The sequence below is a fragment of the Phytobacter massiliensis JC163 genome (assembly GCF_000321045.1).
Lineage (GTDB): Bacteria > Pseudomonadota > Gammaproteobacteria > Enterobacterales > Enterobacteriaceae > Phytobacter_A > Phytobacter_A massiliensis.
In genome coordinates, this window is the sequence record NZ_HE578945.1 from 1,789,128 (window position 1) to 1,812,080 (window position 22,953).

The 22,953-nt window shown below is 57.0% G+C and carries 25 protein-coding genes; 13 read left to right on the top strand and 12 right to left on the bottom strand.

What is annotated here, in order from left to right:
• Positions 1–356: 356 nt before the first annotated feature.
• The 4 genes from aqpZ to hcr all read left to right on the top strand — a co-directional run bounded on the left by aqpZ (position 357) and on the right by hcr (position 4,860).
• Positions 357–1,052: an aquaporin Z gene (gene aqpZ, locus ENTHG_RS08770; protein ID WP_044178016.1), complete on the top strand. Its 696-nt coding sequence runs from the start codon at positions 357–359 to the stop codon at positions 1,050–1,052.
• A gap of 131 nt (positions 1,053–1,183) precedes the next feature.
• Positions 1,184–2,083 carry a LysO family transporter gene (locus ENTHG_RS08775; protein WP_044178020.1) on the top strand — a complete coding sequence of 300 codons (900 nt, stop codon included), beginning with the start codon at positions 1,184–1,186 and terminating at the stop codon, positions 2,081–2,083.
• A gap of 145 nt (positions 2,084–2,228) precedes the next feature.
• Complete coding sequence (gene hcp, locus ENTHG_RS08780; protein ID WP_044178022.1) at positions 2,229–3,881, top strand: hydroxylamine reductase; 1,653 nt, start codon at positions 2,229–2,231, stop codon at positions 3,879–3,881.
• A gap of 10 nt (positions 3,882–3,891) precedes the next feature.
• Entirely contained in the window at positions 3,892–4,860 is a 969-nt protein-coding gene (hcr, locus tag ENTHG_RS08785; protein ID WP_044178025.1) for an NADH oxidoreductase, read from the top strand.
• A 137-nt stretch (positions 4,861–4,997) separates the two neighbouring features.
• Here hcr and ENTHG_RS08790 read toward each other — a convergent pair whose 3' ends face one another.
• A complete protein-coding gene (locus ENTHG_RS08790) occupies positions 4,998–5,426 on the bottom strand; it encodes a DoxX family protein (RefSeq protein WP_044178028.1) in 429 nt (142 codons plus the stop codon).
• A gap of 151 nt (positions 5,427–5,577) precedes the next feature.
• On the opposite strand from ENTHG_RS08790, the gene poxB reads away from it, so the two are divergent.
• The 3 genes from poxB to ENTHG_RS08805 all read left to right on the top strand — a co-directional run bounded on the left by poxB (position 5,578) and on the right by ENTHG_RS08805 (position 9,550).
• Positions 5,578–7,296, top strand: a complete 1,719-nt coding sequence (gene poxB, locus ENTHG_RS08795; protein WP_044178031.1) for a ubiquinone-dependent pyruvate dehydrogenase — start codon at positions 5,578–5,580, stop codon at positions 7,294–7,296.
• 74 nt (positions 7,297–7,370) lie between these two features.
• Entirely contained in the window at positions 7,371–8,369 is a 999-nt protein-coding gene (gene ltaE / locus ENTHG_RS08800; protein ID WP_044179184.1) for a low-specificity L-threonine aldolase, read from the top strand.
• Between the two features lie 167 nt (positions 8,370–8,536).
• Positions 8,537–9,550 carry a 3-beta-hydroxysteroid dehydrogenase gene (locus ENTHG_RS08805; RefSeq protein ID WP_044178034.1) on the top strand — a complete coding sequence of 338 codons (1,014 nt, stop codon included), beginning with the start codon at positions 8,537–8,539 and terminating at the stop codon, positions 9,548–9,550.
• An 8-nt stretch (positions 9,551–9,558) separates the two neighbouring features.
• On the opposite strand, the gene ENTHG_RS08810 is transcribed toward ENTHG_RS08805, so the two are convergent.
• From ENTHG_RS08810 to ENTHG_RS08820, 3 genes are read right to left on the bottom strand one after another with little or no spacing between them, the layout of a single operon-like run.
• Positions 9,559–10,134, bottom strand: coding sequence for a WG repeat-containing protein (locus ENTHG_RS08810; RefSeq protein WP_044178037.1), 576 nt, complete (start codon positions 10,132–10,134; stop codon positions 9,559–9,561).
• Between the two features lie 3 nt (positions 10,135–10,137).
• Complete coding sequence (locus ENTHG_RS08815; protein ID WP_044178040.1) at positions 10,138–10,965, bottom strand: N-acetylmuramoyl-L-alanine amidase; 828 nt, start codon at positions 10,963–10,965, stop codon at positions 10,138–10,140.
• Positions 10,962–11,285 carry a heavy metal-binding domain-containing protein gene (locus ENTHG_RS08820; protein ID WP_044178043.1) on the bottom strand — a complete coding sequence of 108 codons (324 nt, stop codon included), beginning with the start codon at positions 11,283–11,285 and terminating at the stop codon, positions 10,962–10,964. The genes ENTHG_RS08815 and ENTHG_RS08820 overlap by 4 nt, the downstream gene beginning before the upstream one ends.
• 95 nt (positions 11,286–11,380) lie before the next feature.
• On the opposite strand from ENTHG_RS08820, the gene ENTHG_RS08825 reads away from it, so the two are divergent.
• The 6 genes from ENTHG_RS08825 (at position 11,381) to artJ (ending at position 15,875) form a co-directional block, all read left to right on the top strand.
• Positions 11,381–11,896, top strand: coding sequence for a lipoprotein (locus ENTHG_RS08825; protein ID WP_044178046.1), 516 nt, complete (start codon positions 11,381–11,383; stop codon positions 11,894–11,896).
• Positions 11,897–12,099: 203 nt separating this feature from the next.
• Complete coding sequence (gene artP / locus ENTHG_RS08830) at positions 12,100–12,828, top strand: arginine ABC transporter ATP-binding protein ArtP (RefSeq protein ID WP_044178050.1); 729 nt, start codon at positions 12,100–12,102, stop codon at positions 12,826–12,828.
• Between the two features lie 19 nt (positions 12,829–12,847).
• Positions 12,848–13,579 (top strand): arginine ABC transporter substrate-binding protein ArtI, encoded by a 732-nt coding sequence (gene artI, locus ENTHG_RS08835; RefSeq protein ID WP_044178054.1) that lies wholly within the window; start codon positions 12,848–12,850, stop codon positions 13,577–13,579.
• A gap of 5 nt (positions 13,580–13,584) precedes the next feature.
• The gene (artQ, locus tag ENTHG_RS08840) at positions 13,585–14,301 is read left to right on the top strand and encodes an arginine ABC transporter permease ArtQ (protein WP_044178057.1); all 717 of its coding nucleotides are present in this window, start codon (positions 13,585–13,587) and stop codon (positions 14,299–14,301) included.
• A complete protein-coding gene (artM, locus tag ENTHG_RS08845; RefSeq protein ID WP_044178060.1) occupies positions 14,301–14,969 on the top strand; it encodes an arginine ABC transporter permease ArtM in 669 nt (222 codons plus the stop codon). The genes artQ and artM overlap by 1 nt, the downstream gene beginning before the upstream one ends.
• Positions 14,970–15,143: 174 nt before the next feature.
• Complete coding sequence (artJ, locus tag ENTHG_RS08850; protein WP_044178063.1) at positions 15,144–15,875, top strand: arginine ABC transporter substrate-binding protein ArtJ; 732 nt, start codon at positions 15,144–15,146, stop codon at positions 15,873–15,875.
• Between the two features lie 111 nt (positions 15,876–15,986).
• On the opposite strand, the gene rlmC is transcribed toward artJ, so the two are convergent.
• The 8 genes from rlmC to ENTHG_RS26010 all read right to left on the bottom strand — a co-directional run.
• Complete coding sequence (gene rlmC, locus ENTHG_RS08855; protein WP_044178067.1) at positions 15,987–17,114, bottom strand: 23S rRNA (uracil(747)-C(5))-methyltransferase RlmC; 1,128 nt, start codon at positions 17,112–17,114, stop codon at positions 15,987–15,989.
• A 41-nt stretch (positions 17,115–17,155) separates the two neighbouring features.
• A complete protein-coding gene (locus ENTHG_RS08860; protein ID WP_044178070.1) occupies positions 17,156–17,629 on the bottom strand; it encodes a YbjO family protein in 474 nt (157 codons plus the stop codon).
• Positions 17,630–17,703: 74 nt separating this feature from the next.
• Positions 17,704–18,549: a putrescine ABC transporter permease PotI gene (gene potI, locus ENTHG_RS08865; protein ID WP_044178073.1), complete on the bottom strand. Its 846-nt coding sequence runs from the start codon at positions 18,547–18,549 to the stop codon at positions 17,704–17,706.
• The gene (gene potH, locus ENTHG_RS08870; RefSeq protein WP_044178076.1) at positions 18,546–19,499 is read right to left on the bottom strand and encodes a putrescine ABC transporter permease PotH; all 954 of its coding nucleotides are present in this window, start codon (positions 19,497–19,499) and stop codon (positions 18,546–18,548) included. The genes potI and potH overlap by 4 nt, the downstream gene beginning before the upstream one ends.
• 9 nt (positions 19,500–19,508) lie before the next feature.
• Positions 19,509–20,642, bottom strand: a complete 1,134-nt coding sequence (gene potG / locus ENTHG_RS08875; RefSeq protein WP_044178079.1) for a putrescine ABC transporter ATP-binding subunit PotG — start codon at positions 20,640–20,642, stop codon at positions 19,509–19,511.
• Between the two features lie 137 nt (positions 20,643–20,779).
• Positions 20,780–21,889, bottom strand: a complete 1,110-nt coding sequence (gene potF / locus ENTHG_RS08880) for a spermidine/putrescine ABC transporter substrate-binding protein PotF (RefSeq protein WP_044178082.1) — start codon at positions 21,887–21,889, stop codon at positions 20,780–20,782.
• A 360-nt stretch (positions 21,890–22,249) separates the two neighbouring features.
• Positions 22,250–22,729: a type III secretion system chaperone family protein gene (locus ENTHG_RS08885; protein ID WP_044178085.1), complete on the bottom strand. Its 480-nt coding sequence runs from the start codon at positions 22,727–22,729 to the stop codon at positions 22,250–22,252.
• A gap of 148 nt (positions 22,730–22,877) precedes the next feature.
• A partial coding sequence (locus ENTHG_RS26010) for a hypothetical protein (RefSeq protein WP_237567475.1) occupies positions 22,878–22,953 on the bottom strand: 76 nt, incomplete at its 5' end.

Here is a 22,953-nt window from a genome sequence, read left to right on the forward strand (position 1 = left end):
AGCCCCTCCGGGAAATATGCCTGCTTCCATCAAGTTATGCAGAGTATAGCGGTAAGCGGCCAGACAAAACACCGTCTGCGCAAATAGCAGGCAAGGAACACGGCCAGGCGCTCTGTTAAATGTTCAACGAAAAGAAAATATTTATATATTCTGAATTTTTCTCATTAAAAGAAATTAGCCCGGCATTTTCACGTTGGCTGGAGCCACTATTTTTTTCGCTTTGCTTTAAGTCAAATTTTTGTCACTTATTTAACTGGCTACCAGGCTCTTGTAATTCCTACAATGGCGCCGTTTTTGTCTTTGACAAACATCACTGACAAAAATAAATACTGGAAGCATTATACTTTGAGGTAATTATGTTCAGAAAATTAGCGGCCGAATGTTTTGGTACATTCTGGCTGGTTTTTGGTGGTTGTGGGAGCGCGGTGCTGGCCGCGGCGTATCCTGCCCTGGGAATCGGTTTTGCGGGCGTTGCGCTGGCATTTGGTTTAACGGTATTAACAATGGCGTATGCCGTTGGTCATATTTCCGGCGGCCATTTTAATCCTGCCGTTACATTAGGCTTATGGGCCGGGGGACGTTTTCCTACAAAAGAGATTATTGGTTATATCATCGCGCAGGTTATCGGCGGGATAATTGCCGCAGCCGTGTTATATGTTATTGCGAGCGGTAAAGCGGGTTTTGATGTTGCCGCCAGCGGATTTGCTTCCAACGGTTATGGCGAACACTCGCCGGATCACTATTCTCTCACCGCGGCTATTGTCATTGAGATCGTCCTGACCTGCGGCTTTTTACTGGTTATCCTTGGCTCGACCGATAAATATGCGCCAGCCGGTTTTGCGCCGATCGCGATTGGTTTAGCCCTCACCCTCATCCATTTAATCAGCATTCCGGTGACCAATACCTCGGTTAACCCGGCGCGTAGTACCGCCGTCGCCATTTTCCAGGGCGGCTGGGCGCTGGATCAGCTGTGGCTCTTTTGGGTTATGCCTGTGATTGGTGGGCTTCTTGGTGGCGTCCTCTACCGGACCCTGCTGGAAAAACGCCGCTAAACAACAGTAACCCAACCGCGCGTTGGGTTATTTTTATGCATATTTTTTCTTTTTTATGCGGCTTTACTCATATGCCGTGATTAGGTAGTGTGTCCGGGTGCGTTAACATTTTGCAAGGATCCGGGCTGTTCATGTTCTCAGGACTTTTAATTATTCTTGTTCCGCTTATCGTCGGTTATCTCATTCCTCTTCGTCATAAAGCCGCGCTCACGTTAATTAACCAGCTACTAAGCTGGATAGTCTACGTGATCCTCTTTTTTATGGGGATCAGCCTCGCTTTCCTGGATAATCTGGCCAGCAATCTGCTGGCGATTTTTCATTATTCCGCCGTCAGCATCACGATTATATTGCTGTGCAATGCCGCCGCCCTGCTGTGGCTTGAGCGGGCGATGCCGTGGCGACATCAGCACCGTCAGGAGAAGCTGCCCTCGCGCGTGGCGATGGCGCTGGAGTCACTGAAACTGTGCGGCGTAGTGGTGGCGGGTTTTGTCGTCGGGCTGTCGGGGCTGGGCTTTTTGCAGCACGCCACCGAAGCCAGCGAATATACGCTTATTTTCCTGCTGTTTCTGATTGGTATCCAGCTGCGCAATAACGGCATGACGTTACGTCAGATTGTACTTAATCGCCGGGGGATGATTATTGCCGTGGTTGTGGCCCTGAGTTCGCTGGCCGGTGGGGTTATTAACGCTTTTGTGCTGGATTTACCGCTCAATACCGGCCTGGCGATGGCCTCCGGGTTTGGCTGGTATTCGCTTTCCGGCATTCTGCTTACTGAATCTTTTGGCCCGGTCATTGGCAGCGCCGCCTTCTTCAACGATCTGGCCCGCGAGCTTATCGCCATTATGCTGATTCCGGGGCTGGTGCGCCGCAGCCGCTCCACCGCGCTGGGGCTGTGCGGCGCAACCTCCATGGACTTTACCCTGCCCGTGCTGCAACGTACCGGCGGGCTGGATATGGTGCCCGCCGCCATTGTGCACGGTTTTATTCTCAGCCTTCTTGTTCCCCTGTTAATGGCCTTTTTCTCTGCCTGATACCTCTTTGGCGGTAGCCTGCTACCGCCAAACTTGCGCTAAATCAATCTCTCCTCAGGTTGCATAAAAAACACCTTTTAAGCCCCCCGGTGTCAGCATAATCTTAAACATGTATTTCAAATATAACTTTTAAAAAGGTGTGACTATGTTTTGTGTGCAATGTGAACAAACCATCCGTACCCCGGCTGGCGATGGCTGCGCCTATGCGCAGGGTATGTGCGGCAAAACGGCCGAAACATCAGACCTGCAGGATTTGCTCATCGCCGCGCTGCAAGGGCTGTCTGCATGGGCCAGCAAAGCGCGTGAATACGGCATCATTGACCATGAGATCGACAACTTTGCCCCTCGCGCCTTTTTCTCTACCCTGACCAATGTCAACTTCGACTCGGTGCGCATCGTGGGCTACGCCCGGGATGCCATTGCCAGACGCGAAAGCATAAAGGCCCGCACGCTGGCGAAAGACCCGACGGCGCGCGTAGAAAACCCGATGGCAGAACTGCAACTGGTCAGCGACGATCTGGGCGATTTGCAGCGTCAGGCCGCCGCCTTCGCGCCGAATATCGACAAAGCGGCGATCGGCGAAAACATTCTCGGCCTGCGCCTGCTCTGCCTGTACGGCCTGAAAGGGGCGGCGGCCTATATGGAGCACGCCCACGTGCTGGGCCAGTACGACAACGAGATCTACGCCCAGTACCATAAAATTATGGCCTGGCTCGGTACCTGGCCTGCCGATATGACCGCGCTGCTCAACTGCGCGATGGAAATCGGCCAGATGAATTTCAAAGTGATGAGCATCCTCGACGCGGGCGAAACCAGCGCTTACGGCCATCCAACGCCGACGCAGGTCAATGTCAAAGCCGTCGCCGGGAAGTGCATCCTTATTTCCGGTCACGATCTGAAAGATTTGCACAACCTGCTGCAGCAAACCGAAGGCACCGGCGTAAACGTCTACACCCACGGCGAGATGTTACCGGCGCACGGTTACCCGGAGCTGCGGAAATATAAACATCTGGTGGGCAACTACGGCAGCGGCTGGCAGAACCAGCAGGTGGAGTTTGCCCGCTTCCCCGGCCCCATTGTGATGACCTCCAACTGTATTATTGACCCGACGGTGGGCGCGTATGATGAGCGCATCTGGACCCGCAGCATCGTCGGCTGGCCGGGCGTTAACCATCTGGAAGGCGACGACTTCGCCCCGGTTATCGCACAGGCGCAACAGCTGGGCGGCTTCCCGTACAGCGAAATCGAGCATCTGATTACCGTCGGCTTTGGCCGCCAGACGCTGCTCGGCGCGGTGGATACGCTGATTGACCTGGTGAGCCGGGAAAAACTTCGCCACGTCTTCCTGCTCGGCGGCTGCGATGGCGCGCGCGGCGAACGTAACTACTTCACCGATTTTGCCACCCAGGTGCCGGACGACTGCCTGATCCTGACGCTCGCCTGCGGGAAATACCGCTTCAACAAGCTGGACTTTGGCAATATCGAAGGGCTGCCGCGCCTGGTGGACGCAGGCCAGTGCAACGACGCCTACTCGGCGATTATTCTCGCGGTGACGCTGGCGGAAAAACTGGGCTGCGGCGTTAACGATCTGCCGCTGTCGCTGGTGCTGTCGTGGTTTGAGCAAAAAGCGATTGTGATCCTGCTGACGCTGCTGTCGCTGGGCGTGACCAATATCGTTACCGGTCCTACCGCGCCGGGCTTCCTGACCCCGGACCTGCTGGCGGTACTCAATGAAAAATTCGGCCTGCGTCAGATAACCACCGTTGAACAGGATATGCAGCAGCTGCTGAGCGCGTAAGGAGTAAATAATGACAATGCCAACCCCGCAGTGCCCGTGGCGTATGCAGGTTCACCACATCCACCAGGAGACGCCGGATGTCTGGACGCTGTCGCTGTTATGCCACGACTACTACCCGTACCGCGCCGGACAGTATGCGCTGGTCAGTATCCGCAATAGCGCGGACACGCTGCGCGCCTATACCCTCTCTTCAACGCCGGGGGTGAGTGAATACATTACGCTCACCGTTCGTCGTCTGGAGAATGGCGCCGGCTCGCAGTGGCTGACCCGGGAAGTCAAACGCGGTGATTATCTCTGGCTTTCAGACGCCCAGGGGGAATTTACCTGCGACAACCAGGCCTCAGACAAGCTGCTGTTGCTGGCTGCGGGCTGTGGGGTGACGCCGGTGATGTCGATGCGCCGCTGGCTGGCGAAGTATCGCCCGCAAACGGATGTACAGGTGATTTTCAGCGTCCGTTCACCGCAGGATGTTATTTTTGCCGATGAGTGGCAGCGCTATCCCGTCACGCTGGTGGCGGAGCAGAATGCCACGGCGGGATTTGTACCAGGCCGCCTGACCCCGGAACTGCTTCGCGCCGTACCGGACCTGGCGGAGCGGACGGTGATGACCTGCGGCCCTGCGCCCTATATGGAGCAGGTAGAAGAGGCAGTGAAGTCGTTGGGGGTCACGCGTTTTTTCAAAGAGAAGTTCTTTACGCCGGTTGCCGAAGCGGCCACCAGCGGGCTTAAATTCACCCGCCTGCAGCCTGCGCGGGAGTTCTACGCGCCGGTCGGCTCGACGCTGCTTGAGGCGCTGGAAAGCAATAAAGTGCCGGTCAACGCCGCCTGCCGTGCCGGGGTCTGCGGCTGCTGTAAAACGCAGATTATCTCTGGCCAATACAGCGTCAACAGTACCATGACCTTAACGCCGCAGGAGATAGCCGACGGTTTTGTGCTGGCCTGCTCCTGTCGCCCGGAAAGCGATCTGGTGCTGGCGTAAGCCCTGCGTAGCCCGGATAAGGCAACGCCGCATCCGGGGAAAATCCCGGGGGCGCTGGCGCTTACCCGGGCTTCACATCGTGTGTTTGGTAGCCCGGATAAGGCAACGCCGCATCCGGGACGACGTGTTTAACGGTATTACTTCCAGCCCGGCGCCAGCGAATAGCGCCCTGCCCCCAGCAAAGCTACCGCCAGCCCGCCGATAAAAAAGTAGACCAGGTTTTCGATAGCCCAGGCCCCCGTCTGGTCCAGCGCGCCGGTTTTACCCACTCCCACCATTAACCAGGCTACGACCATCGTAAAGGCCAGCACCAGCGCGGCCGGACGAGTAAAGATGCCCAGCACAATGAGTACTGGCGCCACCACTTCCCCTATCAGCACGCCATAGGCAATAAACGTCGGCAGGCCTTGCGCCGCCAGCATCCCGGCGATGCCATCCACCCCATCAATGAGCTTATGCACCCCGTGAAATAGCATAAGTCCACCCACGGCCAGACGCAGCAGTAAACGGCCAAAATCCTCGTGCGACAACATTTTATTAACTGTATTTAACGTTGATTTAACCATCTGAAATGATTCCTGTTTTCATGATTTTCCTCAGACTATTCTTATTCACAGCAGAAAGATAGCCCCGGTAAATCAGGGGCAATTATGGACACAAAAAATACAGCGCAATGAACTACGCTTTGAAGCGGTCTAATAACAAGGAGTGGTAAAGATGAAACAGACAGTGGCTGCCTATATTGCAAAAACGCTGGAACAGGCAGGGGTAAAACGCATCTGGGGCGTGACCGGAGATTCCTTAAATGGACTCAGCGACAGCCTTAACCGAATGGGGACCATCGAATGGATGTCCACCCGCCATGAAGAGGTCGCCGCCTTTGCCGCAGGCGCAGAAGCACAGCTTACAGGCGAACTGGCGGTATGTGCTGGCTCCTGCGGTCCGGGCAACCTGCATCTGATTAACGGTCTGTTTGACTGTCATCGCAACCACGTTCCTGTTCTGGCGATTGCCGCGCACATCCCCTCCAGCGAAATTGGCAGCGGCTATTTCCAGGAGACCCACCCGCAGGAGTTGTTCCGGGAATGCAGCCACTATTGCGAGCTGGTCTCCTCCCCCGAGCAGATCCCGCAGGTGCTGGCTATCGCCCTGCGCAAAGCGGTGCTGAACCGGGGCGTATCGGTGATTGTATTGCCGGGCGACGTAGCGCTTAAGCCCGCGCCGGAGGGGGCCAGCAGCCACTGGTATCCGGCCCCGCAGCCGGTTGTCGTCCCCGCCGAGGAGGAGCTGAAAAAACTGGCGCAGCTGCTGCGTTACTCCAGCAATATCGCGCTGCTATGCGGCAGCGGCTGCGCCGGGGCGCACAGCACGCTGATTGAATTTGCCGGTAAGCTGAAAGCGCCGATTGTCCATGCCATGCGCGGCAAAGAGCATATTGAATATGACAACCCCTACGATGTGGGGATGACCGGGCTGATTGGCTTCTCGTCCGGCTTTCACGCCATGATGAATGCCGACACGCTGATCCTTCTTGGCACCCAGTTCCCCTATCGCGCCTTCTACCCCACCGACGCGAAAATTATTCAGATTGATATCAATCCGGCCAGCATTGGCGCGCACAGTAAAGTCGATATGGCGTTAGTGGGTGATATCAACGCCACCCTCGCCGCCCTGCTCCCCCTGCTGGAGGAGAAGACCGACCGCCGTTTCCTTGATAAAGCGCTTGAGCACTACCGCGATGCGCGCAAAGGGCTGGATGAGCTGGCGAAGCCGAGCGAGAAAGCGATCCACCCGCAGTATCTGGCGCAGCAGATTAGCCACTTCGCCGCCGATGACGCTATTTTCACCTGCGATGTCGGTACGCCTACGGTCTGGGCGGCGCGCTACCTGAAAATGAACGGCAAACGTCGTCTTCTGGGGTCGTTTAACCACGGCTCAATGGCCAACGCCATGCCGCAGGCGCTGGGCGCGAAGGCGACCCATCCGGAGCGCCAGGTGGTGGCGATGTGCGGCGACGGCGGTTTCAGCATGCTGATGGGGGATTTTCTCTCCATTGCGCAGATGAAGCTGCCGGTGAAAATCGTCGTCTTCAATAACAGCGTATTGGGCTTTGTGGCGATGGAGATGAAAGCGGGCGGCTACCTGACCGACGGTACTGAACTGCACGACACCAACTTCGCGCGTATTGCCGAAGCCTGCGGCATCACCGGCATTCGGGTGGAGAAATCCGCCGATGTGGACGAAGCCCTGCAGCGCGCCTTCTCCCTTGACGGGCCGGTGCTGGTGGACGTGGTCGTCGCCAAAGAGGAGCTGGCGATGCCGCCGCAGATCAAGCTGGAGCAGGCCAAAGGTTTCAGCCTTTACATGCTGCGCGCCATCATCAACGGACGGGGCGATGAAGTTATGGAACTGGCGAAAACTAACTGGCTCAGGTAAAACATCCTTATTTAACCCGGCGCTCTCCCTCTCGCGGCCAACCCGCGATGGAGAGCGTCTATAAGGATATTTTTATGATCGATTTACGCAGCGATACCGTCACCCGCCCGAGCCGCGCCATGCTCGAAAAGATGTTCTCCGCCCCCGTTGGCGACGATGTGTATGGCGACGACCCCACCGTGAATGAACTGCAAAACTATGCCGCCGACCTTGCGGGCAAAGAGGCGGCGCTTTTTCTACCTACCGGCACGCAGGCCAACCTGGTGGCGCTGTTAACGCACTGCCAGCGCGGCGAGGAGTATATTGCGGGTCAGGGCGCGCATAACTATCTGTATGAAGCGGGCGGCGCGGCGGTGCTGGGCAGCATCCAGCCCCAGCCTATCGATGCCGCCGCCGACGGCACGCTGCCGCTCGATAAGGTCGCGGCGAAAATCAAAGCCGACGACATTCATTTCGCCCGCACCCGGCTGCTCAGCCTTGAAAATACCCATAACGGTAAAGTGCTGCCGCGCGAGTATCTGCGCGAGGCGTGGGAGTTTACTCGCCAGCGCAACCTGGCCCTGCATGTCGACGGCGCGCGCATTTTTAACGCCGTGGTGGAATATGGCTGTGAACTTCGCGATATCACGCAGTATTGCGACTCCTTCACTATCTGCCTCTCTAAAGGCCTGGGCACGCCGGTTGGATCGCTGCTGGTGGGCAGCGCCGAGTATATCAGGCGCGCGAATCGCTGGCGGAAGATGACCGGCGGCGGCATGCGCCAGTCGGGTATTCTTGCGGCGGCAGGCCTGTATGCCCTGCAACACCATGTCGAACGACTGAAAGAGGACCATGACAACGCCGCCTGGCTTGCTGGCCAACTGCGCGAAGCCGGGGCGGACGTTATGCGCCACGATACCAATATGCTGTTTGTCCGCGTCGGCGACGACTGCGCGGCGCTGGGGGCGTTCCTGCGCGAGCGCGGCGTACTGATCAACGCCTCCCCGATTGTCAGGCTGGTCACCCATCTGGACGTGAACCGCGCGCAGCTGGCGGAAGTGGCAGGCCACTGGCAGGCGTTTATGCAGCGCTGATATCCCCCGTCATTCAGGCCTGTCGTCCGCAAAACGGGCGACAGGCAGAACAAAACAGAGAAAAAAAGTAAATTCAGACGGTAATCTTTCATGTTTCCCATTGCATAGCGCCCATTTTCACGGAAGAATGCGCACGCAATGATTGCGGGTCACTATAGTGGATTGCTATGAAGGTTCTGGTTACAGGCGCAACCAGCGGTTTAGGCCGAAACGCCGTGGAGTATTTACGCCAAAAGGGAATTAGCGTTCGCGCGACGGGCCGCAATAAAGCAATGGGCGAGCTACTGGTCAAAATGGGCGCGGAGTTTATTCATGCCGATTTGACAGAGCTGGTCTCCTCGCAGGCAAAGGTGATGCTGGCCGGGGTGGATACCCTCTGGCACTGCTCAAGCTTTACCTCCCCCTGGGGCACGCAGGCCGCGTTTGATCTGGCTAACGTACGCGCCACCCGCCGTCTGGGCGAGTGGGCGGTCGCCTGGGGCGTGCGCAATTTTATTCACATCTCTTCGCCGTCGCTCTATTTCGATTATCACCATCGCCGCGACATTGACGAAGCGTTTCGTCCTGTCCGCTTCGCCAATGAGTTTGCCCGCAGTAAAGCCGCCGGCGAAGAGGTTATCCAGTTACTGGCCCAGGCTAACCCGCATACGCGTTTTACCGTCTTACGCCCGCAGAGCCTGTTCGGCCCCCATGACAAGGTATTTGTTCCCCGTCTGGTCCAGATGATGCACCACTACCGCAGCGTCCTGCTGCCGCGCGGCGGGCGGGCGCTGGTGGATATGACCTACTATGAGAACGCGGTACACGCCATGTGGCTGGCAAGCCAGCCTGCCTGTGACGGGCTGCCTTCCGGGCGCACCTACAATATCACCAACGGTCAGCCACAGCCGCTGCGCGCCATCGTGCAACGCCTGATTGACGAACTGGATATTGACTGCCGTATCCGCTCCGTTCCCTATCCCATGCTGGATATCGTGGCGCGCAGCATGGAGCGTTTCGGCGATAAAACGGCGAAAGAGCCCGCCCTTACCCATTACGGCGTTTCGAAGCTTAACTTCGACTTCACCCTCGATATCCGCCGCGCGCAGCAGGAGCTGGGCTATCAACCGGTGGTAACCCTGGAAGAAGGGATTATGCGCACGGCGCTGTGGCTGAGAGACCACGGCAAGCTGCACCGCTAAACGGCAGGCTAAAAGGGGCCGTCTTCAATATCCGACACCCTGTTGCCTGCGCGGTCGATATAAAACCACTCGCCGCCCACCAGCGCGGTGTGTTCATCCCCCTTCTCCCGCTGCGGTTTACAGCCGTTGCATACCAGCGCCCGCCCCGCGTTGAATGGCCAGGCGAAGTCATACCGGCGCGGGACGACTTCCTTAAAGTGACTGTCGAAGAAACCCATTTTGCCGTTATCGCGGCTGCGTACCAGCCCCTCGCTGAACGTATCCGGGCCGTTATCAAAATGGATAACCGACAGGGTCTCACCCCGGCTGTTAACGTAGTAATCTCTGTCCTGCAGCGGCCAGTCCCGGGCATATATACCGACCCAGAACAGCCCGTTATCGTCCCGGACGGTTTTGTCGGTCACGGCAGGCAGCAGGCGTAGCGCGTCCTTTTCCAGCCGCGCGCACTGCGCAAGCCGCTCAAGGGACTCGCTGGTTTTGTCGATGTAGGCGCAGGGGTACGTCACGCTTTGCGCCGCGGCCAGGGGCGAAACCGCCCACCACAGCAACGCCCCCGCTAAACAGCGCATTTTCACTGACTTCATTCCTTAGTCTTGTCCATATTTTTCCAGTAATGCTTCGGCAATGGCCTGGGTCTCCGCATCTGCCGCGCCGCTCCATGAGGTGGGGCGGAAGTGCATCTGGAAGGCCATAATGACCCGCTTTGGTTGCCCGGCGGTCATCCCCGGCTTCACGTCATAGCCATAACGCGCCAGCAGATCGAGCAGCGAGGCGGTCTCCACCGGTTGATAAGGCGGGCGTCCGTTAAGATAGAAGGCGACTCGCTGCGGGTCCGGCCATGCGCCGATGCCCTGCTCAGCCAGCTCGCGCCAGGGGAACAGCGGCCCCGGATCGTCTTTACGCTGCGGCGCGATGTCCGCGTGCGCCACCACGTTCTGCGGAAGTATGTTGTAACTACTAATGATGGATTTCATCAGCGGGATCAGCGCGCGGATCTGCTGCTGTTCGAACGGCGCGAACTGCTTCGCCCCCGCCACGTTTTGCCAGCCGCGATTCTCCAGCTCAATGCCAATCGACGTGTCATTGATACGCGTCGCCCCGCGCCAGAAACTGCTGCCCGCATGCCAGGCCAGCTGCTGTTCAGGCACCAGCTGCCAGATACGCGGCTTGCCGTCGTGGACTGGCGGGCGCGCCGGAACCAAGTAATGCGCGCTCACCTGCCGGTCGGTCAGTGTTGCCAGCGAGGTATCGAAATCCCCCGCCGTATAGTGGACCACCAGCACTTTAATTCGGGGATAAGCGGCCTGCGCCTGATGACGGGTATCAAGCTGATAGCCGTCTTTATCAATGATGCCCTTTTCGCTGGCGCAACCTGCCAGCATCAGCGCCAGCAGCAAGAGAATGAAACGCCTCATCCGCGGGTTTTCACTGCCGTGCCGCTCACGCTGACCATCAGCATGCTTGCGTCTTTGCCCACCGTTTCATAATCGATATCAATCCCCACCACCGCGTTAGCGCCCAGCGCCTGCGCCTGCTCGCCCAGCTCGCGGAAGGCGATTTCTCGCGCTTTACGCAGCTCTTTCTCATACGCCCCGGAGCGGCCGCCGACGATATCGCGGATACCGGCAAAAAAGTCGCGGAAAATATTCGCGCCGAGGATCGCCTCGCCGGTGACCACGCCGCAATATTCGACAATCGGCTGGCCTTCCAGGGTAGGGGTAGTTGAAAATTGCATGGCATTCTCCTTTTGACGTTCAATGCGTTACCCAACACATTATCGAAGCAATACACTATTCTTGAAACATCTGATGAGAAAATAAGGAAATCATTATGCGCTATTCTGCTTTGACTCTCGCTTTACCATGCGCTCTGCTGCTCAGCGCCTGTACCACGGTGACTCCCGCGTTTAAGGATATTGGTACGCGCAGCGGCCCCTGCGTAGAGGGCGGGCCTGATACCGTCGCGCAGAAATTTTATGATTATCGTATCGCCCACCGCAGCACCGATTACACTGCCCTGCGCCCTTATTTAAGCGATCAGCTTGCGCAGATGCTGGACGCCGCCAGCCGCGATAATCGCAACAGCGCGCTGCTGAAATCCGACCCGTTCTCCAGCCGTACGGTGATGCCGGACAGCGCGAAAGTCGCCAGCGCCTCCACCATTCCCAATACCGACGCGCGCAATATTCCGCTGCGGGTTGAGCTGACTCAGGGGACACAGACCTGGCAGGATGAGGTGCTGATGATCCGTGAAGGCCAGTGCTGGGCGGTAGACGATGTGCGCTATCTCGGCGGCGCGGCCCATGCGCCAGCGGGTACGCTGCGTCAGTCCGTTGAACACCGGTAATCGCCGTTCGTCCATTGCCCCCGCAAAATGTCTGGCATTCCCCGGGGAATGCCGACATTTATTCCTGCTTCCCACGCGCCCCGGCATTTTGTGCTAACTTTATACGGTAATGCGGCGTATATTTAAGTTTTAACGCACAAATATTGCATAACTATTCTGTGAAAGGTACTATTTGCGGCCTCAATTGCTATCAGATTGCCTCGATGAGTATAAAATTAAACGGCATTAACTGCTTCTACGGGGCGCACCAGGCGCTCTTTGATATCACGCTTGATTGCCCGCAGGGCGAAACGCTGGTGCTGCTCGGCCCCAGCGGCGCGGGTAAAAGCTCGCTGTTACGCGTGCTTAACCTGCTTGAGATGCCGCGCTCCGGCCAGCTCAGCATTGCAGGTAATCACTTCGATTTTGCCAAAACCCCGTCCGACAAAGCGATCCGCGATTTGCGTCAGCATGTGGGTATGGTTTTTCAGCAGTACAATCTTTGGCCCCACCTCACGGTGGTGCAGAACCTGATTGAGGCGCCCTGCCGCGTGCTGGGCCTCAGCAAAGACCAGGCTCTCGCCCGCGCCGATAAGCTGCTTGAACGTCTGCGTCTTAAGCCTTACAGCGATCGCTACCCGCTGCACCTCTCCGGTGGCCAGCAGCAGCGTGTCGCCATTGCCCGCGCGCTGATGATGGAGCCGCAGGTGTTGCTGTTCGACGAACCCACCGCCGCGCTCGACCCGGAAATCACCGCGCAGATCGTCAGCATTATTCGTGAACTGGCGGAAACCGGCATTACCCAGGTTATCGTCACCCACGAAGTGGAAGTGGCGCGTAAAACCGCCAGCCGCGTGGTCTATATGGAAAATGGCCATATTATCGAGCAAGGGGATGCGAGCTGCTTCGCCGCGCCGCAGACCGACGCCTTTAAATACTATTTATCTCACTGATATGCTTGGGGAAATGACAATGAAAAAAGTACTGCTCGCCGCGCTGCTCGCAAGCGTCAGCCTGACTGCCTCCGCAGCCCAGACTATCCGTTTCGCCACCGAAGCAAGCTATCCTCCCTTTGAATCCACCGACGCCAGTAACAAGATTGTCGGCTTTGACGTCGATCTGGCTAACGCGCTGTGCAAAGAGATCGATGCCACCTGTACGTTCACCAACCAGGCTTTTGATAGCCTGATCCCCAGCCTCAAATTCCGCCGTTTCGACGCGGTAATGGCCGGGATGGATATCACCCCCGAGCGTGAAAAACAGGTGCTGTTCACCAACCCGTACTATGACAACTCCGCGCTGTTTGTTGGCCAGAACGGCAAGTACACCAGCATCGACGCGCTGAAAGGCAAAAAAGTAGGCGTGCAGAACGGCACTACCCACCAGAAATTTATTAACGACAAGCACCCGGAAATCACCACCGTGCCTTATGACAGCTACCAGAACGCCAAACTGGATCTGCAAAACGGGCGTATCGATGCGGTATTCGGCGACACGGCAGTGGTCACCGAGTGGCTGAAAGCCAACGACAAGCTGGCAGCCGTGGGCGATAAAGTTACCGATAAAGAGTACTTCGGCACCGGGCTGGGTATTGCTCTCCGTCAGGGCAATACTGACCTGCAGCAGAAATTCAACGCTGCGCTGGACAAAGTGAAGAAAGATGGCACTTACGAAACCATCTACAACAAATGGTTCCAGAAGTAATCTGAATGAACGAATTTTTTCCGTTAGCAAGCGCCGCCGGGATGACCGTCGGCCTTGCCGTTTGCGCGCTGATCATCGGCCTGGTGCTGGCGATGATCTTTGCCGTATGGGAGTCCGCCAAATGGCGTCCCGTCGCATGGATCGGCTCAGCGCTGGTTACGCTTTTACGTGGCCTGCCGGAAATTCTGGTGGTGCTGTTTATCTACTTTGGCGCCTCGCAGCTTCTGCTCACGCTCTCAGATGGTTTTACCCTTAACCTGGGCTTTGCGCAGATCCCGGTGCAGGTGCAGATTGAGAATTTTGATGTCAGCCCGTTTATGTGCGGGGTCATTGCTCTGTCGCTGCTCTACTCCGCCTACGCGTCCCAGACGCTGCGCGGCGCGCTGAAAGCGGTGCCGCAGGGGCAGTGGGAGTCCGGCCAGGCGCTGGGGCTGTCAAAAAGCGCGATCTTTTTCCGCCTGGTGATGCCGCAGATGTGGCGGCACGCGCTGCCGGGTCTGGGCAACCAGTGGCTGGTATTGCTGAAAGATACCGCCCTGGTTTCGCTTATCAGCGTCAACGATCTGATGTTGCAGACTAAGAGTATCGCTACCCGTACCCAGGAGCCTTTTACCTGGTACATTGTGGCGGCGGCGATTTATCTGGTGGTTACGCTGCTGAGCCAGTGGGTTCTGAAACGCATCGATTTGCGCGCCACCCGTTTTGAACGGAGGCCTGGCTGATGCTCGACTACTTACCGGAGCTGATTAAAGGCCTGCATACCAGCCTGACGCTGACGATTGCCTCGCTGATTGTCGCGCTGATCCTGTCGCTGCTGTTCACTATTGTGCTGACGCTGAAAACGCCGGTGCTCTCTCAGGTGGTGCGCGGCTACATTACGCTCTTTACCGGCACGCCGCTGCTGGTGCAGATCTTCTTAATCTATTACGGTCCGGGCCAGTTCCCGACGCTGCAGGAGTACCCGGTTCTCTGGCACCTACTTTCAGAACCGTGGCTGTGCGCGCTGCTGGCGCTCTCCCTTAACAGCGCCGCCTATACCACGCTGCTGTTTTACGGGGCGATCCGCGCTATTCCGGAAGGCCAGTGGCAGTCCTGCGGCGCGCTGGGGATGAGCAAAAAAGATACGCTGGCGATCCTGCTGCCGTACGCTTTCAAACGCGCCCTCTCCTCTTACTCCAACGAAGTGGTGCTGGTATTTAAGAGTACCTCCCTGGCCTATACCATCACCCTGATGGAGGTCATGGGCCATGGCCAGCTGCTCTACGGGCGCACCTATGACGTGATGGTGTTCGGCGCGGCGGGGATAATTTATCTTATCGTTAACGGCCTGCTGACTCTGATGATGCGGTTAATTGAGCGTAAGGCGCTGGCCTTCGAGCGCAGAAATTAACCGTTAGTGCATAACCAGTAAATCTCAAAGCGAGCAACTTATTAAGTGCTCGCTTTTTTTATTCACAAATAAAAATATTTACTCAAATATATTGCATATAAATTCATTAACTGGCATTGTGATTTCCATGCCTCAGACACGGCAACAACAAGATTGACAGACAGGAGCTCTATAATGAAAAAAATGATTCTGGCCGCCTTACTCGCCACGTTCGCCGCTGGCGCATCGGCCGCTGATAAAATCAGCTTCGGCGTATCCGCCACCTATCCGCCGTTTGAATCCATGGATGCGAGCAACAAAATTGTCGGTTTTGATATCGATCTGGCGAACGCCCTGTGCAAGCAGATGCAGGCGGACTGCACCTTTACCAATAACCCGTTCGACAGCCTGATCCCGGCGCTGAAATTCCGTAAATTCGACGCGGTGATCTCCGGTATGGATATTACCCCGGAACGCAGCAAGCAGGTCTCCTTTACCGACCCGTACTACGCCAACTCGGCGCTGGTGATTGCGAAAAAAGATGCGTTTAAATCTTTTGACGATCTGAAAGGCAAGCGCATCGGGATGGAAAACGGCACCACCCACCAGAAATACCTCCAGGATAAGCATCCGGAAGTGAAGACCGTCGCGTATGACAGCTACCAGAATGCGATTATCGACCTGAAAAGTGGCCGTATTGATGGCGTCTTCGGCGACACCGCCGTGGTAAACGAGTGGCTGAAAACTAACCCGCAGCTTGGCGCGGCTACCCCGAAAGTGACCGATCCCCAGTACTTCGGCACCGGCCTCGGCATCGCGGTTCGCCCGGAAAACAAAGCCCTGCTGGAGAAACTGAACGCCGCGCTGGCCGCAATCAAAGCGGACGGCACCTATCAGAAGATCAGCGACCAGTGGTTCCCGCAGTAAGGGGATAAAGCCTGCAACCGTGACTCCCGGATGCGGCGGAACGCCTTATCCGGGCTACCTCACCGTGCCGCCCTTTTTTGTCGATCGCCTCAAGCCGCGCAAGCGGCTTTTTTATTGCCTGACCAGCAGCGTCAGCACTTCGTAATGCGCCGTATGCGGGAACATGTCGAACAGCTGAACCCGCTCGATACGATAGCCGGACAGCGCGCGCAGATCGGTGGCCATAGTCCGGGCATTACAGCTGGAATAAACAATATACGGCGGGGCCATCCGGCTTAAATAATCGCACAGTTCGCTACCAATACCGCGGCGGGGCGGGTTAACCAGCACCAGCTGCGGGGCATCGTCCTGCGCGGTAGCGAAACGGGTGGAGTCCAGCGCCTGGAAATGCAAATTTGTCAGCCCCAGCTCAGCGGCAGACTGCTTCGCGCAGGCAATCGCCTCCGGGGCAATCTCAATACCGGTGAGCTTCATGTCCGGCGTGGCGCAGTGCAGGCCAAAACCGCCCACGCCGCAGAACAGATCCCACATATGGCTGACCGGCAGCGCCCTCACCCACTCACGAGCCGTCGCATAGAGCTGGCTGGCGACCGCCGGGTTGGTCTGAAAAAAACTCTGCGGGCGGATCCACAGCGGCACGCCGTTGAAGCTTTCCGCCAGCGCCTGCTGCTCAGTCAGGAAGATTTCCGTCTCCCCCTCCATGATAGCCATATGCACCGGCTGAATATTAACGGAGATAACCGCCAGCTGCGGCAGCTGCGCCTGCAGCCAGGGGAGCGCCGCCTGCAGCTGCGCCAGCTTGCTCTGCGAGCGCAGCACAAAGCGCAGCATCATCTTTTTGTCGTGCTGGCTTTCCGTCAGCAGGAGATATTTGAGTTCGCCGCGCCTGCGCGCCACGTTATAAGGCGTTAACCCCGCGCGGGCGATAAACGGCTTGAGCGCCGCAAAGACAGGGATAAACGAGGCGGGGTAAAGCGGGCAGCCGCAGAGATCTTCCGGCGTGCCGTCACGATGCAGCATCCCCAGCAAGGGCCTTTCCACGCTGCCGCTAACGACCATTTTGGCTTTATTACGGAACCCCTGCGCCGGGCCGCTTACCGGCAGACGCCATTCGCTGACCGGCAGCCCCGCCAGTAAGGCTTTGAGGTCGGCCATTTTGGCCTCAAGCTGGGCGGAAACGGGCTGCTCAATCCACTGACAGGAGCGACAGCGACCGGCGTCATAAAGTGCGCACTGCATAATAAAGCCTTCTGAATTGCGGGGGCAGGATTGTACCACCGTTATTGCAGGCGGAAAAAGCGTCGGCTGGGAGAAGGGATAAACAGCAGGAACAGCACCAGCATATCGGGCATTTTTTGCATCACCAGCGAGCGAAAAATTTCGCGTTTGGACTCGCCAGCAATACTGAACAGTTCAGGATAACCATACCCCAGCGATGCCGCCCACAGGTAACCGGAGGCAATAACCTGCGTTAACAGAAAAACCCAGCGCGCCCAGTTACGCCCTTTGACCACCGAAAAGGCGCACAGCAGTTCAAAAAAGACCAGCAGCAGACTGCCCAGAAAGATGAGGGTCAGGCTCCAGGTTTGCGCGCTGCGCTGCACAAAATCGACCATCCCGCGCACGCCCAGCACATTGCACAGCATAAACACATCGACGCAGCGAATCAGGATAATCGCAATAGCCGCCACCTGCACCAGCGCCGGTACATTGGGACGGGCATGTGAATGGTGTGTTTTGGTAAAAAATCCCAAGATGCTCAGTTCCCTGTGAAAAATGCCGCGACAAGCGCGGCATCTGCGACACAACTAAAAAGATTCTAGAGTCATTATCCCTGTCTTGCACGCTGGATATCGCGCATCCGCTGCTTTTCTGCGCGGGCCATCAGATACCAGGCGATTAATCCAACAATCCCCACTACGCCAAGGATCAGCGTCGCCAGGGCGTTGATTTCCGGGTTCACCCCCATACGCACGCTGGAGAAGACCAGCATCGGCAGCGTGGTCGCCCCCGGCCCGGAGACGAAGCTGGCGATCACCAGGTCGTCCAGCGACAGCGTAAAGGCCAGCAGCCAGCCGGAGATAATGGCGGGCATGATCATCGGCAGGGTGATGACGAAGAAGACCTTCAGCGGCGTCGCCCCCAGGTCCATCGCCGCCTCTTCGATGGAGCGGTCAAGCTCCCGCAGGCGCGACGAGATGACCACCGCGACATAGGCGGTACAGAAGGTGACATGCGCCAGCCAGATGGTGAGCATCCCGCGGTCCGACGGCCAGCCGATGGCATGCCCCAGCGCGACAAACAGCAGCAGCAGCGACAGGCCGGTGATCACATCCGGCATCACCAGCGGCGCGGTTATCATAAAGGCGAAGCCGTTCGCCCCGCGAAAGCGACCAAAGCGCACCATCACCACCGCCGCGATGGTGCCGAGGATGGCCGCCATCGTCGCCGCGCAGGCAGCGATAGTCAGGCTTAGCCCCACCGCGCTCATCATCGCGTCGTCATGAAACAGTTCGCTATACCAGCGCGTTGACCAGCCCGCCCAGACCGTGACCAGCTTCGAGCTGTTAAAGGAGTAGATGACCAGCATCAGCATCGGCGCGTAGAGGAAGGTAAAGCCGAGCAGCAGAATAATGATACGCCACGGCGAGCGCACTACCGGCAAGTTGTTCATGCGCTTTCCCCCATCTGTTTTTGCTGATGTTTATGGAACCACATAATCGGCACAATCAGCAGCAGCAGCATAACGATAGCGACCGCCGAGGCGACCGGCCAGTCGCGGTTGTTAAAGAACTCCTGCCACAGTACCCGGCCAATCATGATGCTGTCCGGGCCGCCGAGCAGTTCCGGGATCACGAACTCGCCCACCGCCGGAATAAAGACCAGCATCGAGCCTGCAATAATGCCGCCTTTGGTCAGGGGCACGATCACGCTGAAAAAAGTTTTCAGCGGTCGGGCGCCCAGGTCGAGCGAGGCCTCAACCAGCGAATAGTCGATCCGCGTCAGCGCGGTGTAAATCGGCAGCACCATAAAGGGCAGATAGGCATAGACGATGCCGATATAGACCGCCAGGTTGGTGTGCAGAATAGCAAGCGGCTGGTCGATAACCCCCAGCCACATCAGAAAGTTATTCAGCACGCCGTTACTTTTCAGAATGCCCATCCACGCGTAGACGCGGATCAAAAATGAGGTCCACGACGGCAGGATAACCAGCAGCAGCAGGATATTCCGCGTTGAGGGCTTGCTGTGGGCCACCGCCCACGCCAGCGGGTAGCCCAGCAGCAGGCAAAAGAGTGTCGATACCGCTGCAACCTGTAACGACTGCAGATAAGCCTCAAAATAGAGCGGATCGTCAGTCAGCTGCAGGAAGTTGCCAATATTAAGCGAGATGGTCAGCTGGCTGTCCGCCCACTCTACCAGGTCGGTATAGGGAGGAATAGCGCGGGCCATCTCCGCCAGGCTTATCTTGAAGACAATCAGGAACGGCAGCAAAAACAGTAAAATCAGCCACACATAGGGCAGCGCGATCACCAGCTTGCGGCCGTGCTTCATCTGCAGGCGCGCCAGCCAGAGGGTAAAACCGCCCGGTTTTTCGCCGCGGGCCGGTGGTTCAAGTGTACTCATCACCGCTCCTTAAACCGTCAGAACCACACAACTGTCGGCATCCCAGCACAGGCGAACTTCGTCGCCCCATGTCGGGGTGCCTTTACGATAGCGATGGGCGTTTTGCAACTGGGCGCTGATCATCTGCCCGCTCTGCAGCCGCACGTGGTAAATGGAGAGATCGCCAAGGTAAGCGATATGCACCACCTCCCCCACCGCGAAGTTATAGCCGTCCGCGGGCGGTTCATCGCAAAGCATGATCTTTTCCGGACGCAGGGCCACGTACACCGGCACGTTATCCACCACCGAGGAATCCGGATCGACTTTGAGCGGATGGAGCAGCCCCGGCGACTCAATCACCAGTCCGTCATCCTGACGCGATTTGAGCAGCCCTTCAAACACGTTCACCGAACCGATAAACTCCGCGCTGTAACGGGTGGTCGGATGCTCGTAAATCTCTTCCGGCTCGCCAATTTGCACAAACTTACCGCGATTCATAATGGCGATACGCCCGGCCATGGTCATCGCCTCTTCCTGATCGTGGGTGACCATCACGCAGGTCACGCCGACTCGCTCAAGGATATCCACCACTTCAAGCTGCATGCGGTCGCGCAGCTTTTTATCAAGCGCGCCCATCGGCTCGTCCAGCAGCAGCAGTTTGGGGCGCTTCGCCAGGCTGCGTGCCAGCGCAACGCGCTGACGCTGACCGCCGGAAAGCTGGTGCGGCTTGCGCTTTGCAAACTCCTGCATATGCACCAGGCTGAGCATCTCCGCCACGCGGCTGGCGATCTCCGCCTTCGGCAGTTTGTCCTGCTTGAGGCCGAAGGCGATGTTCTGTTCGACCGTCATATGGGGAAACAGCGCATAGGACTGAAACATCATATTGATCGGGCGCAGGTAGGGCGGCACGTGCGCCAGATCGACGCCGTCGAGCATTATCTGCCCGGTCGTGGGTTGTTCAAAGCCCGCCAGCATACGCAGCAGCGTCGATTTGCCGCAGCCGGACGCGCCCAGCAGGGCAAAAATTTCGCCTTTATAAATGGTCAGGCTGACATCATCAACGGCGTGCTGGCCGTCGAAGGACTTGGTCAGGTTGCGGATTTCCAGCAGCGGCGTTAACGCCTTGCGGGTTTTCGCCTGCGGGCGGGGGATAGCGTCATTCACTCGGGTGCTCTCCGGCATAAAACATCAACCGTGGGGTTCGGTTGTCTACAAATGACTGGACAGAGGCCAAAGACCTCTGTCCATTTCAGGGCAAGTGCACCGCCCGGGTGCACAGCAGTCACGCTCAGGTGGCTGATTTACTTGCCGCTTTTTACTTTGGTCCACGCACGGGTTCTTACGCGATCGATCTTCGGCTCCTGCACTTTCAGGGTGAAAAGCTTGGCGAAGACATCCGCAGGCGGATAGATTGCCGGGTTATCACGCACGTCGGCGCTGACCAGCGGCGTCGAGGCTTTATTACCGTTGGCATAGAAAACGTGGTCGCTGACGTGGGCAATCACATCCGGGCGCATCAGGTAGTTAAGGAACTGATAAGCCTCGTCGGTGTTTTTGGCGTCTTTTGGCATCGCGAAGACGTCAAAGAAGGCCAGCGCGCCCTCTTTTGGAATGATATAGGAGACGTTAACGCCGTTTTTCGCCTCTTTCGCGCGGTTAGCCGCCTGCCAGACGTCCCCAGCCCAGCCGATCGCCACGCAGATATCGCCGTTCGCCAGATCGTTAATGTACTGGGAAGAGTGGAAGTAACGGATGTTCGGCCGCAGCTTGAGCAGCAGATCGGTGGCCGCGCCGGTGTAGTCATCCGCTTTGCTGCTGTTCGGGTCTTTGCCGAGATAGTTCAGCACGGTGGCAAAAACTTCTTCCGGGGCATCAAGGAAGGAGACGCCACAGCTTTTCAGTTTCTCCAGGTTCTCCGGCTTGAGCACCACGTCCCAGCTATCGATGGGCACGTCGCCCAGCGCGGCTTTCACTTTATCGACGTTAAAACCAATACCGGTGGTCGCCCACAGATACGGCATCGCATATTTGTTTTCCGGATCGTGTTTGGCCACCAGCTTTAATACTTCCGGGTCCATATTCTTCCAGTTCGGCAGCTTGCTTTTATCCAGCGGCTGGAAGACGCCGGCAGAGAGCTGGCGCTCAAGGAAGCTCGCAGAAGGCACGACCAGATCGAAGCCGGTGCTGCCGGCCATCAGTTTGCCTTCCAGCACCTCGTTTGAGTCGAACACGTCATAAACCACTTTTATGCCGGTCTCTTTCTCAAAGTTGGCCACGGTGTCCGGGGCAATATAATCAGACCAGTTATACACATGCAGCGTCTTCTGCTCAGCGGCGAACGTCGTGGCAGAAACCGCCATCAGCGCACCCGTAACCAGACCTGATAACCATTTTTTACTTAAGGCGGTCATATCTCATTCCTTCTGGAAAGTCCGTTAACATACGAACTAAGTGAACGCATTTAACATTTGCAAATAACATATGCAAAAACCGTGCATATTTTTTCGCACTGCACATTCGGGCAGGAGAAAACGCTTTCGGCAGACGCCGCATGCTTTATTAAGCAGCGCAAGAATAACTGTAGCCAGGGTTCGAGGCTATAGGGCAGATTAAAAAACGCCTTTTATCAATTTTTTATGCAGATCGGGTCTATGTGATAAGCCTGAAGGGCAGGAATGGCGGTGAATAATTCTTTAAAGAAAGGTTAAGTCAGAATTAAAACATAGGGAATGCAGCCGCTCTGGCAGCGACTGCGCTAATGTTGAGAAGGCTTAGTGAAGAAAATTGCGCACTTCGTCATCAGCGAGGCGCGCTTCATCTTCGGGCATAAACAGCATCTGATGCGCGCGGGCCTCAAGGATAACCATTGAAATCTGCTCTTCGCTCTGGTGCATAAACCAGGCGAACTGTTCAAGCGTCACCCCTGCTTTCACCGCCAGCGTCTGGCAGACCACCAGTTTTGGCAGGTTATCGTCCTGCAGATCGAGAAAGGCTTTTACCGTCAGCGAGCTGGCATTGATCGCCGACAGATCCGCAGACAGGGCTAACAGCGCCGACGGCCTGACTTCCGCCATTGCGGTAAAGAGAACCGTATCATTAACAAGATCGATTTTAGCGTCGAAAACGCCGTCGAAGTTCTGCATATGCGGCAGATGCAATGCCATGCAGGTGTCGCATTCAAAGAAACTTATACCCAGCTCGTCGAGCCAGTGACGTAGCGTGTCCAGACCAGGGACGACGAGTGAACTCATAGCGGAAAAAAACCTCTGCCGAAAATTGTGATAAATGCTAAGCGTTCTGGCGTTCCGCGCGCAGCGGGCGCATGGGCAGCCAGAATTATGCCGGGTATAGCTTACGCAAAAAAGCCCGCGCATACCATTAAGGAATGCGCGAAAAGGGCTATCCGCCCGTTTTCAGACAAAAACCCGGCGTGGCGTGGCGCTCGATCCACTGGATCATTTTCCCGGCAATGTCC